This is a genomic window from Arthrobacter sp. MDT2-34-1 (genome assembly GCF_059091365.1).
Genome location: NZ_JBNHGO010000001.1, coordinates 849,810 through 870,409, shown reverse-complemented (window position 1 = coordinate 870,409; position 20,600 = coordinate 849,810). Strand labels below are relative to the sequence as shown.

Sequence of the window (20,600 nt, the reverse complement as noted above, 5' to 3'; positions counted from 1 at the left end):
TGTTTGATCCGGCCGTACCCGATCCTCTCGCCGCAGCAGCGCTAGCGCCCAGATCGTCTGCCACGGCGCCGAGTGCCGCAGCCACCCCTGCCGCAGCCCCGGGCGCCCCAGCATCTCCCGCCGCCGGATCACGCGCCGCAGCATCGCCTGTTGCAGGACCACCTGCCGCAGCCCCGTCTGCTGCAGCCGCGAAAGCCACAGCATCGCCTGCAGCAGGACCACTTGCCGGAGCCCCGTCTGCCACAGCCCCGTCTGCCACAGCCCCGCCCGCCCAAGCATCACCTGAAGCAGGATCACCTGCCGCATCCCCGTCTGTCACAACCCCGGCCGCCCCGGTATCGCCTGCCGGCGAAGGTTTGTTGCGGGGCGCCGGGCCGGTGGCGGCTCCGTTGGATTCTGCCGGCGTTCGGGCTGCGGCCGTTGCCCTCGAGGGCATCGACGTGGGTGCGTCGGAGCGGGAGTTGGTGGAGGAGCTGACGGCGTTGGAGGGTTTGAAGGCTGCCGCCGCGGCCGCGCAGGCCAGGGTGCAGGTCGCGTTGGAGGAGTCGGTGCGTGCCCGCCGTGCCGCCGCCGGGGTCCCGAAAGACCGGCAGGGCGCCGGGGTGGCCGCCCAGATCGGGTTGGCTAGGCGCGAGTCTCCGCACCGTGCCGCGGTCCTGCTGAACCTGTCCCGGACCCTGGTAAGGCAGATGCCGCACACCCTGGCCGCCCTCGCCGCAGGGGACCTGAACGAATACCGGGCCGAGATCCTGGCCCAGGAGACCGGCTGCCTGTCCCCGGAGCACCGGGCCCGCGTGGACCGGGAACTGGCCGGGAACCGGGACCGGTTGCACGGGCTCGGGAACCGGGCGCTGCGGGCCGAAGCCAAACGCCTCGCCTACCGGCTCGATCCCCGCTCGGTGGTGGACCGGGCGGCGAAGGCCGAAGCGGACCGGCATGTGTCCTCCCGGCCCGAGCCCGACACCATGGTCTCGGTCCGGACCCTGCTGCCGGTGGTCCAGGGGGTGGCGGTGATGGCCGCCCTGCACAAGGAAGCGGACCGGCTGCGCAGCACGGGAGACCCCCGGTCGCGGGGCCAGCTGATGGCCGATACCGTGTTCGAACGCGTCACCGGCCGCAGCACCGCCGACCCGGCCCGGCTGGAAATCCAGTTGGTCATGACCGACCGCGCCCTGCTCCGGGGCGAGGCCGAACCGGCCTGGCTGACCGGGCACGGCATCGTCCCGGCCCGTTACGCCCGCAACCTCACCCGTCCGCCGCAACCGCCGGCAGCCGACGGCAGCCCGCCGGGCGGGGCCGGGCAGCAGGCGCCGCCGGCCGGGACCGAGCCGGGGTGGAAGACCGCCCGCGAGCAGGCCCAACGCAACAGGGTGTTGAAACAGGCCAGCGTGGAAGACGTCTGGGTCCGCCGCCTCTACACCGCGCCTGCGACCGGGCAACTGCTGGGGATGGACTCGGCCGCACGAAAATTCCCGGACGGGATGCGCCGGATGATCCACGCCCGCGACGCGGTCTGCGCAAGGCCCTGGTGCGACGCCCCGATCCGGCACATCGACCACATCGTGCCCTGGACGCAAGGCGGTGAAACGACCATGGCCAACGGCCAGGGACTGTGCGAACAATGCAACCAGTCAAAGGAAGCCGAAGGCTGGTCCAGCCGCACCCTCGACGGACCGCACCACACGGTGGAAACCACCACCCCCACCGGACACACCTACACATCCACCCCGCCACCACTGCCAGGCACACTCGCTGCAGGTGGTGCCTTCAGATCCGTGATCGCCGCCGAAGCGGCTCTAGGGGAGTCGACAGTGCGGGCACGGCGCCGTCGGCGCTTCCGACTGATGTGTAGGCGCAGTTCCCCACATCCAGCAATCAGGGCAATGAAGTTATAGCTGCGCGGATTGCGAGCGAACTGCACCTCTTCGGCTGTCCGCACCGTCCAGACCCGACGCCCGGTTCGGTCATGACGGGGGCGGTAAGGCAGACTTGTACACGATGAGCATGCTGATCCCTTACCTGATGTCCGGTCCCCGCCCTGCCCAGTCCGCAGATGATACCTCTGCCCTCACCGGGGTGGCCGAGTGGGCCGTAGGGCTGATGGAAGGCATCGGGGCACCAGGGGCGGGTCTGGCGATCGCGCTGGAGAATCTTTTCCCGCCACTGCCCAGCGAAGTGGTGCTCCCGCTGGCAGGCTTCACGGCCAGCCGCGGCAGCTTCAGCCTTATCGAGGCGCTGGTATGGACCACGCTGGGCTCGATTATCGGCGCGTGGGCGCTTTACGGGCTGGGCGCTTGGCTGGGCCGACGGCGCATGCGTGCCATCGCCGACAAGCTTCCGCTGATCGACCTGGAAGATGTGGACAGGGTGGAAGCCTGGTTCAACCGCCACGGCTACAAGGCAGTCTTCTTTGGTCGCATGATCCCTATCTTCCGCAGCCTGATTTCCATCCCCGCCGGCATCGAGCGCATGCCTATGGGCAAGTTCCTCGCGCTCACCGCAGCCGGGAGCCTGATCTGGAACAGCATCTTTGTGCTGGCCGGCTTCTACTTGGGAGAGAACTGGCACATCGTGGAGGAGTATGCCGGCGTCTTCCAGAAGATCGTGATTGTCGTCGTCGTTGTTGCGGGTCTGTACTGGTTGACCACCAGGATCCGCAAAATCAGGAACCGGCGGGCTTAGCCGTAGCGCCAGGGATCCTTTCCTAGCCGCTGGTGGCGCCCCGCCGGCACTTGGCCCCTTGAGCGGACACCGCCGCCGCACTGATGAGTCCTGCTCTAGCCCCCACCGGCCCTTACGGCGACGGACGCCACGCCGCTGATACCCCGCTGCCTTTACACCTTGACGGGCCCCCGGCCGCCGCCGTGCTGCCCTCACGCCGTTGACGGGCCGCCGGCCGCCAGGCATCGCCCTCACACCCCTTGACGGCAGTCCGCCGCCACCGTGATCCCTCACATCCTGGACGGGGCCTGCGCCGCCACCGTGATGCCCGCTGGCCCAAGTGCGCCGCCGCCGTATTGACGGGAACTGCCTGGCGTCCGCACCCCGGAGCCCGCGTACGAGCTCCGGGCCGGCTCGGCCTAGGCGTTCAGTCGCCCCATCCTCCTCCAGTTGACAACAGCTCGACCTGTTGTATGGTTAGCTACACAAGTAATGAACCCCTGCACCGAAAGGCGGTGCAATGGGCCGGGAAAGGAGCGGCAGTGATCGATGACTCCAAGCCGATCTTCCTCCAGATCGCCGAACGAGTTGAGAACGACATCGTGGACGGGGCGCTGGCCGAGGAAGGCCAGGTGCCGTCCACCAATGAGTTCGCCGCCTTCTACCGGATCAATCCCGCCACCGCGGCCAAAGGCGTCAACCGCTTGGTCGATGACGGGATTCTGTACAAAAAGCGGGGGATCGGCATGTTCGTAGCCGCCGGAGCCCGCTCCCGCTTACTGGCCCGCCGGCGTGACGACTTCTACCGCGAGTACGTTCAGCCGATGGCCCGGGAAGCACGAAAACTGGGTATCAGCACCGATCAGCTGACCGCAATGCTCCACCGCACCGAGTCCACCAGCGACATGACAGAGGGAAGCGTGTCCCCATGAGCTACCAGAACACACCCGCCATCGAACTGAGGCAGGTGAGCAAGTCCTACCGCGATGCCAAGGCACTGGACAACGTCAGCCTGCGTCTGGAGGGCAACCGGATCTACGGTCTGCTGGGTCGAAACGGCGCCGGCAAGACCACCCTGATGTCGGTGCTCACTGGCCAAGGCTTCCAGAGCAGCGGTGAAGCCTTGGTCTTCGGGCAGCACCCGTATGAAAACGACGCCGTGCTGTCGCGGATCTGTTTCATCCGGGAATCACAGAAGTACCCGGACGATTTCACCCCCCGGCAGGCGTTCAAGTCCGCAGCCCTGTTCTTTCGGAACTGGGACCAGGCCTACGCAGACCGGTTGGTCGAGGATTTTCAGCTCCCGCCCAAACGGCGGATCAAGAAGCTTTCCCGCGGCCAGCTCTCCGCCGTCGGCGTGATCATCGGGCTGGCGTCCCGCGCGGAGATAACATTCTTCGACGAGCCGTATCTGGGGCTCGACGCCGTGGCCCGCCAGATCTTCTATGACCGGCTGGTCGAGGACTTCGCTCACCATCAGCGCACCATCATCCTTTCCTCGCACTTGATCGACGAGGTGGCGAACCTGCTGGAGCACGTCGTGCTGATCGACCGCGGCCGGATCATCATGGACGACGACGCCGAAGCGATCCGCGGGACGGCCTTCACCGTGTCCGGCAGCGCCGCAGCAGTCAGGTCCTTCGCGGCGGGGCGGGAAGTGTTGCACCGCGAATCGCTGGGCTCACTGGCCTCGTGGACCATCGACGGCAGGCTCTCGGATGGCGAACGCGCCGAGGCTGCGGAACTCGGTGTGGAGTTGGCGCCGGTGTCGCTCCAACAACTGGTCGTGCGGAAGACCACTGCTGCAACCGATGCCGTCGCCGATGCCGACTCCGAGCTGGAGGTCTTGAAATGAACCGCGTCATCAACGTAGCGCGCATGCAGTTGATCAATAAGTGGACCTTCCTGGGCATCCCCGCCGTAATCCTGCTGGCCTCCTTTCTGGTGACCCTGGCCATCTGGGCGATGATTCCTGCCGACGGCGGGACGCTGTATTCCGGAACCGCGCAGGCGGTGATGTGGTACTTCCTGGCGCTGGGCATTCAGTCGCTGACACTGACGTTCCCGTTCTCGCAGGCGATGAGCGTGAGCCGCCGTACCTTCTACCTCGGCACCGTCGGCCTGTTCGCCGTGGTCGCCCTTGCCGTCAGTGTCCTGTACTACCTGCTGGGCCTGCTGGAAGTTGCCACCGGCGGCTGGGGCTTCAACGGCAGGATGTATGCCCTGGGCTGGATCGCCGACAGCAGCCCGGTGGTGCAGATCCTGTTCTACTTCATCGCCATGGTGGCGTTGTTCATGATCGGTTTCTGGTTCGCTACCATCTACAAACGCTGGCAGGCGACCGGGATGTTGGTCACATGGATCGCGCTCGCCGTGGTCCTGATCGGGCTGCTGGGCCTGATCGCCTGGCAGGGCTGGTGGCCGGCCGTCGGCGGGTGGCTGGTGGCCCAGACCCCGCTGAGCACCTCCGGCTGGACGGCGCTGTTCTGCGCGGTCCTGGCGGCCGGGTCCTACCTGACCCTCCGCCGGGCCACCCCCTGACCCAGCCCTGACCAAGCCGCCAGGACGGCGGCCCCAGCGCTCGTGCCGGGGTCGCCGTCGACGCGTGTTGCAGGCGCAGAACCGTCGGTGCCGTCGCTTAGGGTTGAACGCGTGGCAGTTGACTTCACGGCGATCGATTTCGAGACGGCAAACGGGTTCCGGGGCTCCCCATGCTCCGTCGGCTTGAGCAAGGTCCGTGACGGTCGGATCGTCGAGGAAGCCTCCTGGCTGATGCGGCCGCCGGAGGGCTTCGACCACTTCGACCGGCGCAACGTCCAGATCCACGGCATCACCGCGGGCATGGTCGCGGGAAAGCCGCGTTTCGGCGAGATCTTCGCCGACCTGGCAGCCTTCATCGGCTCCGACGTGCTGGTCGCCCACAACGCCGCCTTCGACATGGGCGTGATCCGATCGGCTCTGGAGGTCTCGGAACTCTCCGGGCCCGCCTACGACTACGCCTGCACCGTCATCCTGTCGCGGCGCAGCTATTCGCTGGTGTCCTATTCCCTGCCGTTCGTCGCCGAGGCCGCAGGCGTGCCGCTGCACAACCACCACGACGCCGTGGCGGACGCGCGGGCCTGCGCCGGCATCATGATCGACATCGCCGGCCGCAACTCGGCCGGCAGCATTCCCGAGCTGCTGACCGCCCTGCAGTTGCGCGCCACGCGCCTGGAGGCCTACCTCCACGGCAGCGCGGCGGTATCCAAACCCACCCGGACGGCGCTCGAGCGGCAGGCGCTGGGGGCGGCCGGGGGCGCGGCGCCGTCGTCGGCCTGGACCTACTGGCCGGACGAGGGGGAGAACCCCGAGCCCAACCACGCGGCCGACGATTCCCACCCGCTGTACGGCCAGACCGTGGTCTTCACCGGCAATCTGGGCCTGTCCCGGCAGGAGGCGAAGAACCGGGCGGCGGAGCTGGGGGCCCGGCCGGCCAGCAACGTCACCCGGAAGACCACCGTGCTCGTCGTCGGCGACGGTTTCGTCGCCTCCGACCTCAAGAGCGGCCGCGTGACGGCCAAGGCACACAAGGTGCTGCAGCTGCACAGCAAGGGCCAGCAGATCGAGGTGCTGTCCGAAGGCGAGTTCTTGCAGATGATCGGGGGACGCTGGCCCGCGCACAGCGCCTGACCCGCCGCCGTCGAAAGCCGCCGGAGTCAGAGCCGGAGGCCTACCCCGGTGAGTTCCTCGGACAGGTCGATCAGCCGCGAGGCGGCGTTGCGCTCGCGGGCGGGCCGCCGCGGCGCGACGACGGCGGGGCGTCCGGTCAGCTGGAACGGCCCGTCCGGTCCCCAGTAGTCGCCGTTGCGGACCTCCTCGGCGGCTGCCGCGTGCACCAGCGGCCGGGCGCCGGCGTCCTTGCCCTGCGCCACCAGCCCGAAAAGCACCCGTTGCCAGCCCGCCGCCGGACGCGACAGCTGCAAGCCCGGCCGGTCCGGGGTGAAGTATTTGCGCGCGTACCCGGGATGGGCCACCACGGAAGCGACCGGCGAGCCCACCGCCTCCAGCCGGTTCGCCAGCTCGAATCCGAAACTCGTCACCGCCAGCTTGGACAGCGCGTAGGACCGGTAGCTGGAGTACCGGGCCGGCAGAGCGGCCCGGCGGAAGTCCGGCCGGACCCAGCGATGGCTGATGCTGCCCACATGCACCACGCGGCCGCGGCTGCTGCGCAGCACAGGCATCAGCCTGGCGACGAGCGCGAAGTGGCCCAGGTGGTTGGTGCCGAACTGCAGTTCGAAGCCGTCGGCGGTGAACTGCAGTTCCCGGGAACCGATTACCCCGGCGTTGGCCAGCAGGGCATCGATCCGCCCCCGCTCGGCAAGTTCGCCTGCCGCTTGCCGGACCGAGGCCAGATTGGCAAGATCCAGCTCCTGGAAGTGCACGTCCGCGCCGGGCACAGTGCGGCGGACGGCTTCCATGGCTGCCCGGGCGCGTGCCGCATCACGGGCAGCCATGACCACCGTGGCTCCCGCCGCGGCCAGCTGTTCACTGGCGAAGTAGCCGAGGCCGGCGCTGGCACCGGTCACGAGGATCGCCTTCCCGTCCTGGCGGGGCAGCGCGGGGGCAGCGCGGTCGTGGTCCACGGGCTCAGCCCTGGGTTTGCGCCAGGAAGCGCTCCGCCATGCCGAGAATGACGTCGGCGGCCTCCAGCGCGCCCAGCCATTCGGCGGGGAGCGCCGCCTCGCCATAATGGGCGCCCAGGAGGTTCCCGGCGAGGCTGCCGGCCGAGTCGCTGTCGCCGTCGTGATTGATGGCCGCGGCGACCGCCCGGCGGAAGTGGTGCTCCGGCGTCGTGCTGTCCGCCGTCGCCAAGACGGCGTAGAGGGCGATGGCCAGGGCTTCCTCGGCCACCCGGCCCAAGCCCAGCGTGGCGGTCAGCACGGCCGGCTGCACGGGGCCGCCTGCCGACAGCTCGATTGCGGCGCGCAGCCGCCCGGCCAATTCGGCGGCGGCCGGATCCTGCTCGGTGCGGGCCAGCAGGGCCACGGCGGCGCCGGGCAGCGTGGCCTGTTCGTGCACCAGCAGCCGGATCAGCGTGGCGAACGTTGCCGCGCTCTGGTGGGCCGTCGGATGGCCGTGGGTGAGCGCGGAGCCGTCCGTGGCCAGCCGCTGGACCGTCTGGTCGTCGACGAACGGCAGCAGCCCGAACGGAGCCGACCGGACCACCGTGCCGGAGTCCTTCGAGTCCCGGTTGACCGGGCGCGCCCGCGTTCCCATTTCCCCGGTGGCCAGGCCGGACAGGCAGGCGGCGCCGGGGGCGCGGCGTGCGTGCAGCACGTCCTGTTCGTCGATCCAGCGCGGCTGGGGCTCCGGCGCATTGTCCGGAAAGCGGCCCTCCTGGGTGGCGTACCAGCGCAGGTAAGCCAGCCAGAGGCAGGCGGCTTCGTCGGCGGCGGTACCGGCATTGGCCCATTCCAGCGCCTCGGTCAGCCCGTCGAGGGTATAAAGCGTCAACTGCGTGTCGTCGGAGAAGTGGCCGGGCTCCGCCAGCTGGGAGAAGTCCCGCAGCCCGTCCGCCCCGAAGCGCCCGGCGATCGCGTCGAAGGAGTCGAATTCGACGCCGGCCCCCAACTGGTCCGCCAGGGCGCCTCCGAGCAGGCAACCGCGCACCCGCGAGGCGAAGTCCGGCACCGCGTGGGCCGTGGTCTCCGGCTGGGTCACGGGCGGCGGCACGGCGGCGGGAACCGGTGTGGGCTGGGCGGCGCCGGGAGCGGGCCGCATGGTGCCGGGAGGGGGCGGCGCGCTGCCGGCGAAGTCCGGCGCGTCGGCGGAGGGGGAACCGGGGAGCGGGGCATCGTTAGTCACGACTACCAGCTTAGGCGCGGGACCGGACCTTTCGCCGGGCATCCTTCCCGGGCAGCACCCAGCTTTCTCACAGACCCCGATGCCAGAGTGGAGTAGTTTTGAGTAACGCGCCGGCTGCTGGCCGGCCCTGCAGAAGGACAGTATCCATGGCAGCAGCCCACCCCGCGTCACCGGCTCCGGCCGTCCACGCCGCCCCGCCCCGGCTCGGCGAGGGGCGCAGCTACTCGGCCCGCATAGGCGCCGAAGCGGCAGGTTCGTTCCTGCTCTTTTTCGGCGCCCTGGGGATTGGCATGTTCAATCCGCAGGGCGGCTTCAGCGTCCCCTTCGGCTTCGGCCTGGCGGTCGTTGCCGGCATGCTTGCGTTCGGCCACGTCTCCGGCGGTCACTTCAACCCGGCCATCACGCTGGGCAGCGCGCTCGCGGGCCGGACCTCTTGGAAGTCGGTGCTGCCCTACGTCCTGGCGCAGCTGGCCGGCACCTCGCTGGCCGCCGTCGTGCTCTGGGTGATCATGGGCAGCCACCCGGTCAGCGCCCAGTCAGCCGGCGTGTTCACGTCCATCTCCAACGGTTACGCCGGCGGCGACGAACTGGGCTTCTCGATGGCGGGGGTTTTCCTGGCCGAAACCGTCGCCACCGGGCTGCTCGTGGCGGTCTACCTCGGTGCCACCTCGTCCCTGGACCGGCTCCGCAGCGCCCCGTACGCGGTGGGGCTTGCGTTCGGCGTGCTGACCGCCGTGATGCTCCCGATTTCCAACGCCGGACTGAACCCGGCCCGCTCCACGGCCGCGGTGTATTTCGCGGACGGCAGCCCGCTGGGCGAACTGTGGCTGTTCTGGGCGGCCCCGCTGCTCGGTGCGGTGATCGCCGGGCTGCTCTACCGCAGTGCCGAACTGGTGCCCGGGCCGCGCAAGGCAGCCAACGACGGCGATGCACCGGCTGCATCTTCCGGCAAGCCTGTGGAGGGGAAGACTGCCACTGGCGGCGGCGTTTCGGCCGGCACGGTGTCGGCCGGAGGCGCGGCCGCCGGATCCGCGGCAGGCTCGGTGCCCGCCGGGTCCGCCGCCGGACGTGAGGTTCCCGACGTCGCGGTGGAGGACCAGCCGGACGAGCCGGCGCCGGCGGACGATCAGGGCGCCGCCGAAGCCCGCGACTTCTTTGACCGCAAGCCGAACCGGACACGCCCGGACGGCGAATAACCACCAGGTCCCGCGCAACGGCACGTCCCGATTTCGGGACGTGCCGTTGCGCTTGTCCGAAACTGTCCCAGGCGCCGGATAGTTTGGAAATATGAGGTTACTGCACACGTCCGACTGGCACCTGGGCCGTTCTTTCCACGGCGTCGGGATGCTGCAGGCGCAGCACGCTTTCGTGGAGCAACTCCTGCAGACAGTGCGCGAGGAGGGCATCGACGTGGTGCTCATCGCGGGCGATGTGTACGACCGCGCGCTTCCCGGTGTAGATGTGGTCAACCTCTTTTCCGATGCCTTGTCGCGCATCCGCGGTGCCGGGGCAACGGTGATCCTGACCAGCGGCAACCACGATTCGGCCACCCGGTTGGGCTTCGGCTCCGGCATCCTGGCCCACGGCGGGGTCCATATCCGCGCCCGGCTGGACCAGCTTGCGGACCCGGTGGAGCTGGACCTGGACGGGGCGACCCTGGCCGTGTACGGGATCCCGTACCTCGAGCCGCGGCTGTGCGCGGAGGAGCTGGGCGCGGAGGCCCCCAGCCACACCGCCGTCACGCGGTCGGCGCTGGGCCTCGTCCGTGCCGACCTTGAGCAGAGGCGGGCCGGCGGCGCCGTGCATTCCCTGGTCATGGCGCACACCTTTGCCAGCGGCGGCGTCACCTCGGACAGCGAACGGGACCTGAGCATCGGGGGAGTGGGAGCGGTCCCGCTGGATCTGTTCGACGGCCTCGACTATGTGGCGCTGGGCCACTTGCACGGGCGCCAGGCGCTGAGCGAAACCGTGCGCTATTCCGGCTCACCGCTGCCTTATTCGTTCTCCGAGGCGGGCCACGAGAAGGGCGGCATCATCCTCGAATTCACCGCGGACGGGCTCGCGTCGGTGGAAAACGTCAGCTGGCCCTCCCCGCGCAGGCTCGCCGTGCTCAAGGGGACCATGCAGGACCTGCTCGAATCGGCGGACCACGCCTGGGCGCAGGACGCCTATTGCCAAATCACGGTCACCGACGACGAACGCCCAGCGAAGGCGATGGAACGGCTGCGGGCGCGCTTTCCCGACACGCTGGTGCTCAACTTCGAACCCGCCTCCGGGCCGCGCCGGGACACCATGAGCTACAGCCAGCGCATCGCGAAGGCCCAGGACGACCTGGAGGTCTGCTGCGGCTTCCTGGACCACGTCCGCTCCCGGCCGGCCGACGAAGCCGAACGCGCACTGTTGGTCGATGCGTTGGCCGCCGTGCAGGCAGCGGAGGCCGCGGCATGAGGATCCACCGGCTTCAAATGCAGGCCTTCGGGCCGTTCGCTGCGCGGGAAATTATAGACTTCGACGAGCTGGGAGAGCAGGGGCTGTTCCTGCTCAACGGGCCGACCGGGGCCGGCAAGACCAGCATCCTGGACGCCATCTGTTTTGCGCTGTACGGGTCCGTTCCCGGCGCACGCCAGCAGGGGAAGCGGCTGCGCAGCGACCACGCCGAACCCGGGACAGAGCCGGAAGTCGTGTGCGAATTCTCCGCCCGCGGCAGACGGTTCGAAGTGACCCGCAACCCGCAGTGGGAACGGCCCTCGTCCCGGGCCAGGTCCGGATCGGTGACGGAGCAGGCGCGCACGCTGCTGCGCGAGAAGATCAACGGGGCCTGGGTCCAGAAAAGCGGCCGCAACGACGAGGCCGCGGCCGAGCTGCTGGCCGTCCTGGGCATGAGCCTGGAACAGTTCACCAAGGTAGTCCTGTTGCCCCAAGGCGACTTCGCGGCGTTCCTGCGCGCCGACGCCAGGGAACGCCGGCCGTTGCTGCAGCGCCTGTTCGCGACCGACCGCTACGAGGCGGTGGAGCAGGTCCTGGCGGACGAAGCGGCCAAGGCACGCTCGGACTACCAGGCCGCGGTGGCAGGATCCGACCACCTGCTCGCCCGGGCAACAGAGGAAGCAGCCCGGCATCTGGCCGCCGAGGACATGCCGGACCAGTCAATGCCTGCCGCGGACCTGCTCGCCGCCCTTGAGTCCTCGATGGCGTCCGCGGCCGGCTCCGTCCGCGACCTGGCCGAGCGCGGACAAGATGAGCTGGGCCGGCTGCGGGAGGCCATTGCCCGGCACGAGCGGGCGCTGGCCGACCACGCGGAATTGGCGGCGCTGGAGAAACTGGCAGCCGAGCACCGCAACGGCGCCGACGGCCACGCAGCGCTGACCGAAACCCTGGCATCGCACCGGGCCGCGGAACTGCTGGCGTCGCCCATCCGGCACCGGGATCAGGCGGCACTCGCTGTGGAACGGGCCGGGAAAGAGTTTCTGGACCGGATCGACGAGGCCGAAGCCCATCCGCTCTTCCCAACATTCGTTTCCCGCCGCCCCGACCCCGATGCCGCGGGACAGGCGCTGCTCGAGGAGGCGGCGGCACAGCTCTCCGCCGAGCTCGGACGAATCCGCGCCCTGCTGCCGGAAGAGCAGCGGTTGCAGGCGGGGGCTGCCGACGTGCGGCGGTTGGAACAGCGCGCGGGCCGATTGGCCAAGGACATCGGTGCCGCGGAAACTACCCGGGAACGGCTGGCTGAAGTCGGCCGCGGGCTGCAGGAGGAATTGGCCACGCTGGCGGCAGCCTCCGACGACGTCGGCCTGCTCACCGAGCGGCTGGAACAGGCCCGGCAGCTTCGGGACACCGTGGCCGACTACGGCGCCTGCTTGGCCAAGACCGACGAGGCCCGCCGGAACCGCGATGCGGCGCACGCCAGGCAACTTCGGCTCAAGGAAGCCTGGCTGTCGCTGTTGGAACAGCGGCTCGATCAGGCCGCAGCGGAGCTCGCCGCCAACCTTGCAGAGGGAGACCCCTGTCCGGTGTGTGGCGGAACGGAACATCCGCAACCGGCCGCGGCCGCCGGCGGGCACCTGGTCACCCGCGAACAGGAAACAGCAGCCCGGGAGGACCACGCGGCGGCGGAAGCCACGTACTCCCAGGCCCGCGAGGCGTGCGCGGCACTGGAACAGCAACTCTCGGCCCTGGCCTCCCGCGGCGGCGCGACCGACGCCGCCGAAGCAGCCGCCGCCGTCGTCGCCGCCCGTGCCCGTTTGGACGAGGCCGTCGCGGTGCGGGAACGGCGCACAAAACTGCAGGAACGGGCGGCCGCCACGACCGAGCAGCTCGACGAGAACGGCCGGCAGCTGTCGGTTCTGGCCGTGGCCAAGGCCTCCGCCGATTCCGACCTCAAGGCCGGGAGGGAACGCGTGCAGGAACTCGAGCAGAAGCTGCGCGAGGCCCGTCCGGACGGAGGCAGCCTGCACGAACACGCGGCCTCGCTGTCCCGCCTCGACCAACTGCTGGCCGCTGCCCTGGACGTCCTGGGACAGCACCGCCACTGCGGCAACGCGTTGGAGCAGGCCGAAGCCGATCTGGCCTCGGCCATCGGGCAGTCCAGCTTCGCCTCCGAAGACGAAATCCGGGTGTCCCTGCTGGCACCGGCACAGCTGCAGGAACTGCAGCGGCGCCACACCGCCTACACCGAAGCAGGCCAGCGGGTGCAGGTGCTGGAGTCCTCCGAAGCCGTCGTCCGTGCCCGCACCGCGCTCGAGAAGGGCGAAACACTGCCGGGGACCGCGGAACTGGACGCGGCACGCGGGGAAGCCGCGGTCCTGGACGGGTTGGTGCAGGAGCACCACGTGCGGCACGGGGTGCTGACTGCGTCGCACCAACAACTTGCCAGCTACCGCCGGCGTTTCGACGAGGAACAAGTCCGCTTGGCCCCGATCGCGGAACGGCACGAGCTCCTGCAGTCGGTGGCGGACACGGTCAGGGGACTGGGCGAGAACGAACGCAAGATGACGCTCACCACCTACGTCCTGGCCGCGCGGCTGGAGCAGATTGCGGCGGCGGCTTCCGAACGCCTGATCGCCATGACCGACGGGCGCTACACCCTGGTCCACGACGACTCGAAGTCCGGCAACAAGAAGTCGGGCCTGGGATTGCACGTCAGCGACGAATGGACGGGGCAGCGGCGCGACACCTCCACCCTGTCCGGCGGCGAATCCTTCATGGCCTCGCTCGCGCTGGCACTCGGCCTGGCCGACGTAGTGCAGGCAGAGGCAGGCGGCGTGGACATCGAGACGTTGTTCGTCGATGAGGGATTCGGCAGCCTGGATGAGCAGGCATTGGAGCAGGTCATGGATGCGTTGGAGGGACTGCGCGACGGGGGCCGGGTCATCGGCCTGGTCAGCCACGTAGCGGAGATGAAGCAGCGGATCGGCGCCCAGCTCCAAGTCACGAAGGGGCGCCACGGCTCCTCCGTCCGCACCGTGCTTACCGGGGCCGCCTGACCACCGGTATGATGGTTGTGTTATCCGGGTTGTGCGCATCGGGAGGCGGGACGATGCGCGGTTCGAACCAACGGAAAAACCGATGACTGCTTCTGATTCCGGCGCGCCCGCCCAGCAACAAGCCCCCGGCAACGACACCTCCGGCCGCCGACGTCGCAAGACCCGAAACCCCTTCGGCCGCTACGCGCGGCTGGCGCGGATGGCCGGAGCCTCTTTTCTGGCCATCGGATTCCTTGCCCGGCTGCCGCTGGCGATGCTCACGGTCGGCGCCCTGACACTGGTCACCGTCAGCACCGGATCCTACGCCTCAGGCGGTTTCGCCGCAGGTGCCGTAGGCATCGGCTCGGCCGCCGGTGCGCCGCTCTTCGGCTACCTTGCCGACCGGGTCGGTCAGCGGCCCGTGCTGCTGGTCGCGGCTGCCGCACACACCTGCGCCATCGCCGTGCTGCTGACCTGCGTCTACATCGGAGGCAGTGGAGCCGGCCCCGTGGCCGTGCTTGCGGCGTCCTTCGCCGTCGGCGCCACCTGTCCGCAGGTCGGCCCGCTGGCCAGGGTGCGCTGGATGGCGATGACCCGCAAGGACAAGCCGGTATTGGACACGGCGCTGTCCTACGAGAGCACCGCCGACGAACTGACGTTCGTGCTCGGACCGGCCCTGGTCGGGCTGCTCGCGGCGCTGATTGCCCCGTGGCTGCCCTTCGTGCTGGCCGCCGCCCTGACCGTGACGATGGTGACTGCCTTTGCCGTCCACCCCACCTACCGTGCGGTCGTCCCGGTGACGCCAGGACTGGTCAAGGCGCATCCCGGAGCCGCCGCGGCTGCCTCGCCGGTGCGGATCAACTGGCCGCTCGTCGCCATCCCCGTGCTGGGGATGGTGGCCATGGGCGTGTTCTTCGGCGCAACCCAGAACGCCCTGAGTGCCTTCGGCGGCAGCTTCGGCGCGGCCGACACCGCGGGCCTGCTGTATGCGCTGCTGGGCCTGACGTCGGCCTTCGGTGCCCTGTCCGTGGCCTACTGGCCCGCACGGTGGAAGCATTCCAGCCGCTGGGTCGTGTGCGCGGCGGCGATGACGGCGTTCTGCGTCCTGCTGCTGCTGCCCGCCGAAGTGCTGCCGATGATTTTCGTGCTGCTGGTGGTCGGCGTGCCCGTCGGACCCACCATGGTCACCATCTACGGCATCGGAAGCCTGGTCGCTCCGGACGAGCGGCTCGGCACGGTGATGACGCTGCTCGCCAGCGGCGTCGTCCTCGGCTCTGCCATTGGCTCGGCGGTAGCCGGGGCGCTGGCCGAGAACCTGGGACACTCCGGTGCGTTCCTGGTGTCGATTGCCGCCTCAGCCATGCTGCTGGTGCTGGGCCTGGTCGCTGCCGCCGTCGTCCGGCGCCGCGGGGACGCCTGACCGCCGCCCGCCTGCCGCCGTCGTCCGGCGCCGCGGGGACGCCTGACCGCCGTCCGCCGGCCGCGGCCGGGCTTAGTGTAGCTCCGCCTCGATGACTGCGGCTGAGCGCTTCAAGGCCTCGGCAATTTGTTCATCTGGAGTGTCGGTCCGGATGTAGACCACGGCCACGGCAGCCGGGAGCTGCCCCGGGACGGTGACCGGCACGGCGACCGACGAGACGCCGGGGATGACCTCGTCATGGCTGATGGCATACCCGGAGGCCTTGGCGAGCCGGGCCTCCGGACGGATCGGCTGGCCCGGAGCATGCTGCTCCCACTGGTCCCGGGTCAGGGCCGATTGGATGGCGATGCCCGGGGCTCCCGCGGCAAAGGAATGCCGGGTGCCCGGACGCTGCACCAGTGCCGTCGTATGCCGCGGCTCCACGGTCAGCAGCGTCACGCAGTCGTGCTGGTCCCAGACCGCGACAAAGGCCGTCATCATCAGGTCGTTGGCGAGTGCTGTCAGCTCCGGAAGCGCCGCCGACTGCAGGTCCCGCGAAACACCCCGGGCCAGCGCGGCCAGGCCGGGCCCCGCCTGCACCCTGCCAGCCGAATCGCGCATCAGCAGCGAATGGTCCTCGAGCGTGCGCAGGATCCGGTAGGCGACCGAGCGGTGCACCCCCAACGCCTCGGACAACTCGGCGATCGTCATCGGCGACGGCGCCTCCGCCAGGATCTCCAGGGCCCTGATGCCGCGCGACAGGGTCTGCGAGTGCGCCGGGGCGGGTTTGATGGGGGTCTGGCTCATCGGTACATCCTCTGGAAAGTCCTGGACGGGAAATGCGGCGGGAACCGGTCACAGTGCTTGTGCCGGCCCTCACAGGTCCCATTGTTCTATATCGGGACAAAGCGTCCAACTATAGAACGCAGCGCCGTGCTCGGCCGCTTCTTTGGGGTGTGGGCGCTCACGGGCTCCGGTCGTTCCCACAGGAGAGCGACGTCGTGGCGCACCACGGCAGCGTTTGGGCGTTATGGAAATGATATGGCGGCGCTATGTGTGGCCCGTCACTGTCCGGTAATATGGCTCCAGTCACATTACCGACCGTTCGGTAACCGTTCTGTGAATTCAACGGAGAAAATATGTCAACGTCAGAAGAGCTGGCAGGCAACCTCAGCCCAGCAGCCCGCCGTGAAGAGCGCAAGGTGCTCGCGGGCACCTTGGTCGGTACCACCATCGAGTGGTACGACTTCTTCATTTACGCGCAAGCCGCCGGCCTGGTGCTGGCTACGTTGTACTTCGCGCCGCTGTCCCAGGAGAGCGCCGGCCTGGCGCAGATCGTTTCCTGGGCCTCGCTGGGTATCAGCTTCCTGTTCCGCCCGCTCGGCGCCATCGTCGCCGGCCACTTGGGCGACCGTTTGGGCCGGAAGATGATGCTGGTCTTCACGCTGGTGCTCATGGGCGCCGCGACATTCCTGATCGGCGTGCTGCCGACCTATGGGGACATCGGGATCACGGCCCCGATCCTGTTGGTGTTCCTGCGCATCCTGCAGGGATTCTCGGCCGGCGGCGAATGGGGCGGCGCCGCGCTGATGTCCGTGGAGCACGCGCCGGTCAACAAGCGCGGCTTCTTCGGTGCCTACCCGCAAATCGGTGTTCCCATCGGCATGATCCTTGCCACCGGTGTGATGTGGCTGATGACCACTATCCTCAGCGAGGATGCCTTCCTTGCGTGGGGCTGGCGCGTACCGTTCCTGTTCTCGGTCGTGCTGATCCTGGTCGGCTACTTCATCCGCCGCTCCGTGTCCGAGTCCCCGGTCTTCAAGGAGATGCAGGAGCGCAAGAAGGAATCGGCCGCTCCGCTGGGCCAGCTGTTCAAGCACAACTGGAAAGAGGTCATCCTCACCGCGCTGATCTTCATTGCCAACAATGCCGCCGGATACCTGCTGATCGCGTTCTTCGCTTCCTACGCCACCAAGCCGGCGGACGCCGGAGGCCTGGGGATGGACCGCCCATCGGTCCTGTTGGCCACCACGCTTGCTGCTTTCGGCTGGTTGATCTTTACCATGTACGGCGGAATCCTCTCCGACAAGATCGGCCGCATCCGCACCTTCCAGATTGGCTACGTGTGGGTCCTGCTGTGGCAGATTCCCATGTTCATGCTCATCGACACCGCGAGCATCCTCCTGATGGGCATCGCGATGTTCGTGCTGACCATCGGCCTGGGCCTGTCCTACGGCCCGCAGTCGGCCCTCTATGCCGAAATGTTCCCGGCCAACGTCCGATACTCCGGCGTTTCCATTGGCTACGCCATTGGTGCCATCCTTGGCGGTGCCTTCGCTCCGTTGATCGCTGAGTTGTTGTTGGGCCGGACCGGAAGCACGATCTCCATCGGGATCTACATCATGGTGCTGTGCGTCATCTCGCTCGTGGCGGTCTCCGTGGTCAAGGAAACCAAGGGCAAGAACCTGCGCGTGGAGGAAGCACACCAGGAGTACCTGCAGCAGCACCCCGAAGCGCGCGAGAACCGCTAAGTCGCGCCAGTCACCAGAGGCCACCAGCTAAGGCCTCCGCGGGACTGCAGAGACGGACCGCCGCCGGCAGTGATGCCGGCGGCGGTCCGCTGTTCTTTAACCTGGCGGCGGCAGCCGCTACCGGGGCAGCGCTGCCATGACCTCGTCGTCGCTGACCTGGCCAAAGTATTGGTAGGCCTCGCCTACGGCTCTGAAATTGCGTGGCTGGCGCAGGCAGATCACGGCATCGGCCAGTTTCTGTAGCTCGGCACAGGCCTGCGGCGGGCCCACCGGCACCGCGACGACGATCTCGCGGGGGTCGCTCTGCCGTACGGCGTTGATCGCAGCCTTCATGGTGGCGCCGGTGGCCAACCCGTCATCGCAGAGGATCGTGGTCCGGCCGCGCACCTCTGCCGTCCGGCCCTGGAGATACGCTTCCTGCCGCCGCTTCAGTTCGGCCCGTTCCCTGTCCTGGACCTCCTGCAGCCGCTGTTCGCTGTAATTGCGGCGGCGCAGTTCTGCCACTATCGGTTCCACCATGACGACGGCGGTGTGCCCGCCATGGGCGGCCAAGGCACCGAAGGCGACCTCCGGCTGGCCCGGAATGCCTAGTTTGCGGACGATGAGCGCGTCGAAGTCGGCGGCCAGTTCTTTCGCCAACACCGCGGCCACTGGGACGCCGCCGCGCGCCAGGCCAAGCACGGTGACGTCGTCGCGGCCGCGGTATGCTGCCAGTTCGGCCGCCAGTTGCCGGGCGGCATCGGGTCGATCGGCGAAAGGGGCAGGTGCTCCGCTCAACAGTCCCACGGTTTCAGTATCCTCTTGCGTTTCCCGGGTCGCGAGGGGGAGCGAACGCCCTCCGCGGCGGCGGAATGTGACGTGGGGGGCGTTCGGCCGGCCCAACGTAGCGGCTATTGCTCGACCGCCTGATAGACCGCTTAACCTGCATGGGTAGTTCTCCCCATCGCGGGTCGGATGCCCGCGGGATATGCTCGTGACAACGGTGGGGCTCGGAACGGGGGCCCGCATCGCGTCGGCTGGACTTGGGTCCGGCCGTGGAAGAGCCGGACCCGCAGGATTCCCCCAACGCCTGCCGCTCCGGCTCTTTCGTTTAACGCGGCTGTCGCCGCAGGCGCGCGGTTTGGCAGCGGAGCCGTCCCGGCGTATGAATGGTAGGTGACCCAAGCCTCCGACCCCGCTCCCGAGAACCGATCAGCGCCCCGACCGGCCAGCCCCGACGGCGCCGAGGCCGGCTTCGTCCCCGACCCCGGCCGGTGGCGGATCCTGGCCGTGCTGCTGGTGGCCATCTTCATGTCGCTGGTGAGCGTGAGCATCGTCAACGTGGTGCTGCCGTCCATCCAAACCGGACTGGGCGCGTCGGACTCGGACCTCCAGTGGGTGCTCTCCGGCTATGCGCTGACTTTTGGTGTGGTGCTGGTGGCCGCCGGACGGGCGGGCGATATTCTGGGCCGCGGCCCGCTGTTCATCGCCGGCGTCGCGCTCTTCACGCTCTCCTCGGTGGCCGCCGGACTCGCTCCGGATCCGCTCAGCCTGAACATCACCCGCTTCGTGCAGGGCCTGGGGTCGGGGCTGCTGAATCCGCAGGCCGTGGGGATGATCCAGCAGTATTTCCGCGGTGCGGAACGCGGCCGTGCCTACGGGGCGCTCGGCAGCGTGATTGGCGTGTCGGTGGCCGTCGGGCCCCTGTTGGGCGGAACGATCATTGAGTTCGCCGGTGTCCAGGACGGGTGGCGCTGGACCTTCCTCGTGAATGTACCGGTCGGGATCCTGGCCATCGTGCTGGCGCTGATGTGGTTCAAGCCGCGGCACACTGCCGTTGACCCTCCAGGGGAAGCAGACCGCGAAGGCGCCCCCGGACAGCCCCCGGTAGCCAAGCCCGAACGCGACCTCGATCCCGTCGGGGCCGTGCTGCTGGGCCTGTCGGTGCTGGCGCTGCTGCTGCCCTTCGTCGAACGCGGGGCCGGTGCATGGATCTGGCTGCTGCTTCCCGGCGGCGCGGGACTGCTGGCGCTGTGGGCGTGGTGGGAACATACTTACCGCCACCGCGGGCGCAGCCCGATGGTCGACCTGCGGATCTTCCGCACCCACAGCTTCTCCGCCGGCTCGCTGATCGCCGGCCTGTACTTCATGGGCGTGACCAGCGTCTGGGTGCTGGTGGCGCTCTACATCCAGCAGGGGCTGGGCGGCAGCGCTCTGGAGGCGGGGTTGATCGGGCTGCCTGCCGCGCTGCTCGGCGCCTATTCGTCGCACTGGTCCGGCAAGCGGGTGCTGGAGCGGGGGCGGCAAATGATCGTCGCCGGGATCCTCTGCGCGTTGCTGGGGCTGGCGTCGACCATCGCCGTCATCCAACTGGAGGCAGCCGGGTTGCTCAGCATCTGGTGGATGCTGCTGACGCTGTCGTTCATCGGCATGGCGCAGGGCCTCATTATCACCCCCAACCAGACGCTGACTTTGGCCGACGTGTCGTTGGAGTACGCGGGGAGCGCCGGGGGAGTGCTGCAGACGGCCCAGCGCATCGGCACCGCCGTGGGCATCGCGGTCATCACCGCCGTCGCCTTTTCCGTCCAGGCCCGGTCGGGCTGGACCGAGGCGATCACCGCAGGACTGGCCGTCACCGCCGCGTCCGTTGTCGCCACGCTCGTCATCGCCGGAACCGACGCCCGCCGCGCCTCCCGCAGGTCCAGGCCGCGGCGGGGCTGAGCC

General features: G+C 69.0%; 16 protein-coding genes. 12 read left to right on the top strand and 4 right to left on the bottom strand.

What is annotated here, in order from left to right:
• The first annotated feature begins 389 nt into the window (after nt 1–389).
• From AC5RVV_RS03970 to AC5RVV_RS03945, 6 genes are all read left to right on the top strand, one after another.
• The gene (locus AC5RVV_RS03970; protein ID WP_494000100.1) at nt 390–1,895 is read left to right on the top strand and encodes an HNH endonuclease; all 1,506 of its coding nucleotides are present in this window, start codon (nt 390–392) and stop codon (nt 1,893–1,895) included.
• 109 nt (nt 1,896–2,004) lie between these two features.
• Nucleotides 2,005–2,682, top strand: coding sequence for a DedA family protein (locus AC5RVV_RS03965; RefSeq protein WP_494001273.1), 678 nt, complete (start codon nt 2,005–2,007; stop codon nt 2,680–2,682).
• 521 nt (nt 2,683–3,203) lie between these two features.
• Complete coding sequence (locus tag AC5RVV_RS03960; RefSeq protein WP_494000099.1) at nt 3,204–3,593, top strand: GntR family transcriptional regulator; 390 nt, start codon at nt 3,204–3,206, stop codon at nt 3,591–3,593.
• On the top strand, nt 3,590–4,516 hold the full coding sequence (locus tag AC5RVV_RS03955) for an ABC transporter ATP-binding protein (RefSeq protein ID WP_494000098.1): 927 nt from the start codon (nt 3,590–3,592) through the stop codon (nt 4,514–4,516). The genes AC5RVV_RS03960 and AC5RVV_RS03955 overlap by 4 nt, the downstream gene beginning before the upstream one ends.
• The gene (locus AC5RVV_RS03950) at nt 4,513–5,202 is read left to right on the top strand and encodes a hypothetical protein (RefSeq protein ID WP_494000097.1); all 690 of its coding nucleotides are present in this window, start codon (nt 4,513–4,515) and stop codon (nt 5,200–5,202) included. Before AC5RVV_RS03955 ends, AC5RVV_RS03950 begins: the two co-directional genes overlap by 4 nt.
• 111 nt (nt 5,203–5,313) lie before the next feature.
• Nucleotides 5,314–6,330, top strand: a complete 1,017-nt coding sequence (locus AC5RVV_RS03945; RefSeq protein ID WP_494000096.1) for a 3'-5' exonuclease — start codon at nt 5,314–5,316, stop codon at nt 6,328–6,330.
• Between the two features lie 26 nt (nt 6,331–6,356).
• On the opposite strand, the gene AC5RVV_RS03940 is transcribed toward AC5RVV_RS03945, so the two are convergent.
• A complete protein-coding gene (locus AC5RVV_RS03940; protein WP_494000095.1) occupies nt 6,357–7,283 on the bottom strand; it encodes an SDR family NAD(P)-dependent oxidoreductase in 927 nt (308 codons plus the stop codon).
• Between the two features lie 4 nt (nt 7,284–7,287).
• Nucleotides 7,288–8,505 (bottom strand): ADP-ribosylglycohydrolase family protein, encoded by a 1,218-nt coding sequence (locus AC5RVV_RS03935; RefSeq protein WP_494000094.1) that lies wholly within the window; start codon nt 8,503–8,505, stop codon nt 7,288–7,290.
• Between the two features lie 146 nt (nt 8,506–8,651).
• On the opposite strand from AC5RVV_RS03935, the gene AC5RVV_RS03930 reads away from it, so the two are divergent.
• The 4 genes from AC5RVV_RS03930 (at nt 8,652) to AC5RVV_RS03915 (ending at nt 15,387) form a co-directional block, all read left to right on the top strand.
• Entirely contained in the window at nt 8,652–9,701 is a 1,050-nt protein-coding gene (locus tag AC5RVV_RS03930) for an MIP/aquaporin family protein (RefSeq protein WP_494000093.1), read from the top strand.
• A 91-nt stretch (nt 9,702–9,792) separates the two neighbouring features.
• Entirely contained in the window at nt 9,793–10,953 is a 1,161-nt protein-coding gene (locus AC5RVV_RS03925; protein ID WP_494000092.1) for an exonuclease SbcCD subunit D, read from the top strand.
• On the top strand, nt 10,950–13,988 hold the full coding sequence (locus AC5RVV_RS03920; RefSeq protein ID WP_494000091.1) for an AAA family ATPase: 3,039 nt from the start codon (nt 10,950–10,952) through the stop codon (nt 13,986–13,988). Before AC5RVV_RS03925 ends, AC5RVV_RS03920 begins: the two co-directional genes overlap by 4 nt.
• An 82-nt stretch (nt 13,989–14,070) precedes the next feature.
• Nucleotides 14,071–15,387 carry an MFS transporter gene (locus AC5RVV_RS03915; protein WP_494000090.1) on the top strand — a complete coding sequence of 439 codons (1,317 nt, stop codon included), beginning with the start codon at nt 14,071–14,073 and terminating at the stop codon, nt 15,385–15,387.
• Between the two features lie 72 nt (nt 15,388–15,459).
• Here the strand turns inward: AC5RVV_RS03915 and AC5RVV_RS03910 are convergent, their stop codons facing one another.
• Nucleotides 15,460–16,173: an IclR family transcriptional regulator gene (locus AC5RVV_RS03910; RefSeq protein ID WP_494000089.1), complete on the bottom strand. Its 714-nt coding sequence runs from the start codon at nt 16,171–16,173 to the stop codon at nt 15,460–15,462.
• A 332-nt stretch (nt 16,174–16,505) separates the two neighbouring features.
• On the opposite strand from AC5RVV_RS03910, the gene AC5RVV_RS03905 reads away from it, so the two are divergent.
• A complete protein-coding gene (locus tag AC5RVV_RS03905) occupies nt 16,506–17,897 on the top strand; it encodes an MFS transporter (RefSeq protein WP_494000088.1) in 1,392 nt (463 codons plus the stop codon).
• 117 nt (nt 17,898–18,014) lie between these two features.
• Here the strand turns inward: AC5RVV_RS03905 and AC5RVV_RS03900 are convergent, their stop codons facing one another.
• On the bottom strand, nt 18,015–18,683 hold the full coding sequence (locus tag AC5RVV_RS03900) for a phosphoribosyltransferase (RefSeq protein ID WP_494000087.1): 669 nt from the start codon (nt 18,681–18,683) through the stop codon (nt 18,015–18,017).
• Nucleotides 18,684–19,052: 369 nt separating this feature from the next.
• On the opposite strand from AC5RVV_RS03900, the gene AC5RVV_RS03895 reads away from it, so the two are divergent.
• A complete protein-coding gene (locus AC5RVV_RS03895) occupies nt 19,053–20,597 on the top strand; it encodes an MFS transporter (protein WP_494000086.1) in 1,545 nt (514 codons plus the stop codon).
• Nucleotides 20,598–20,600 lie beyond the last annotated feature (3 nt).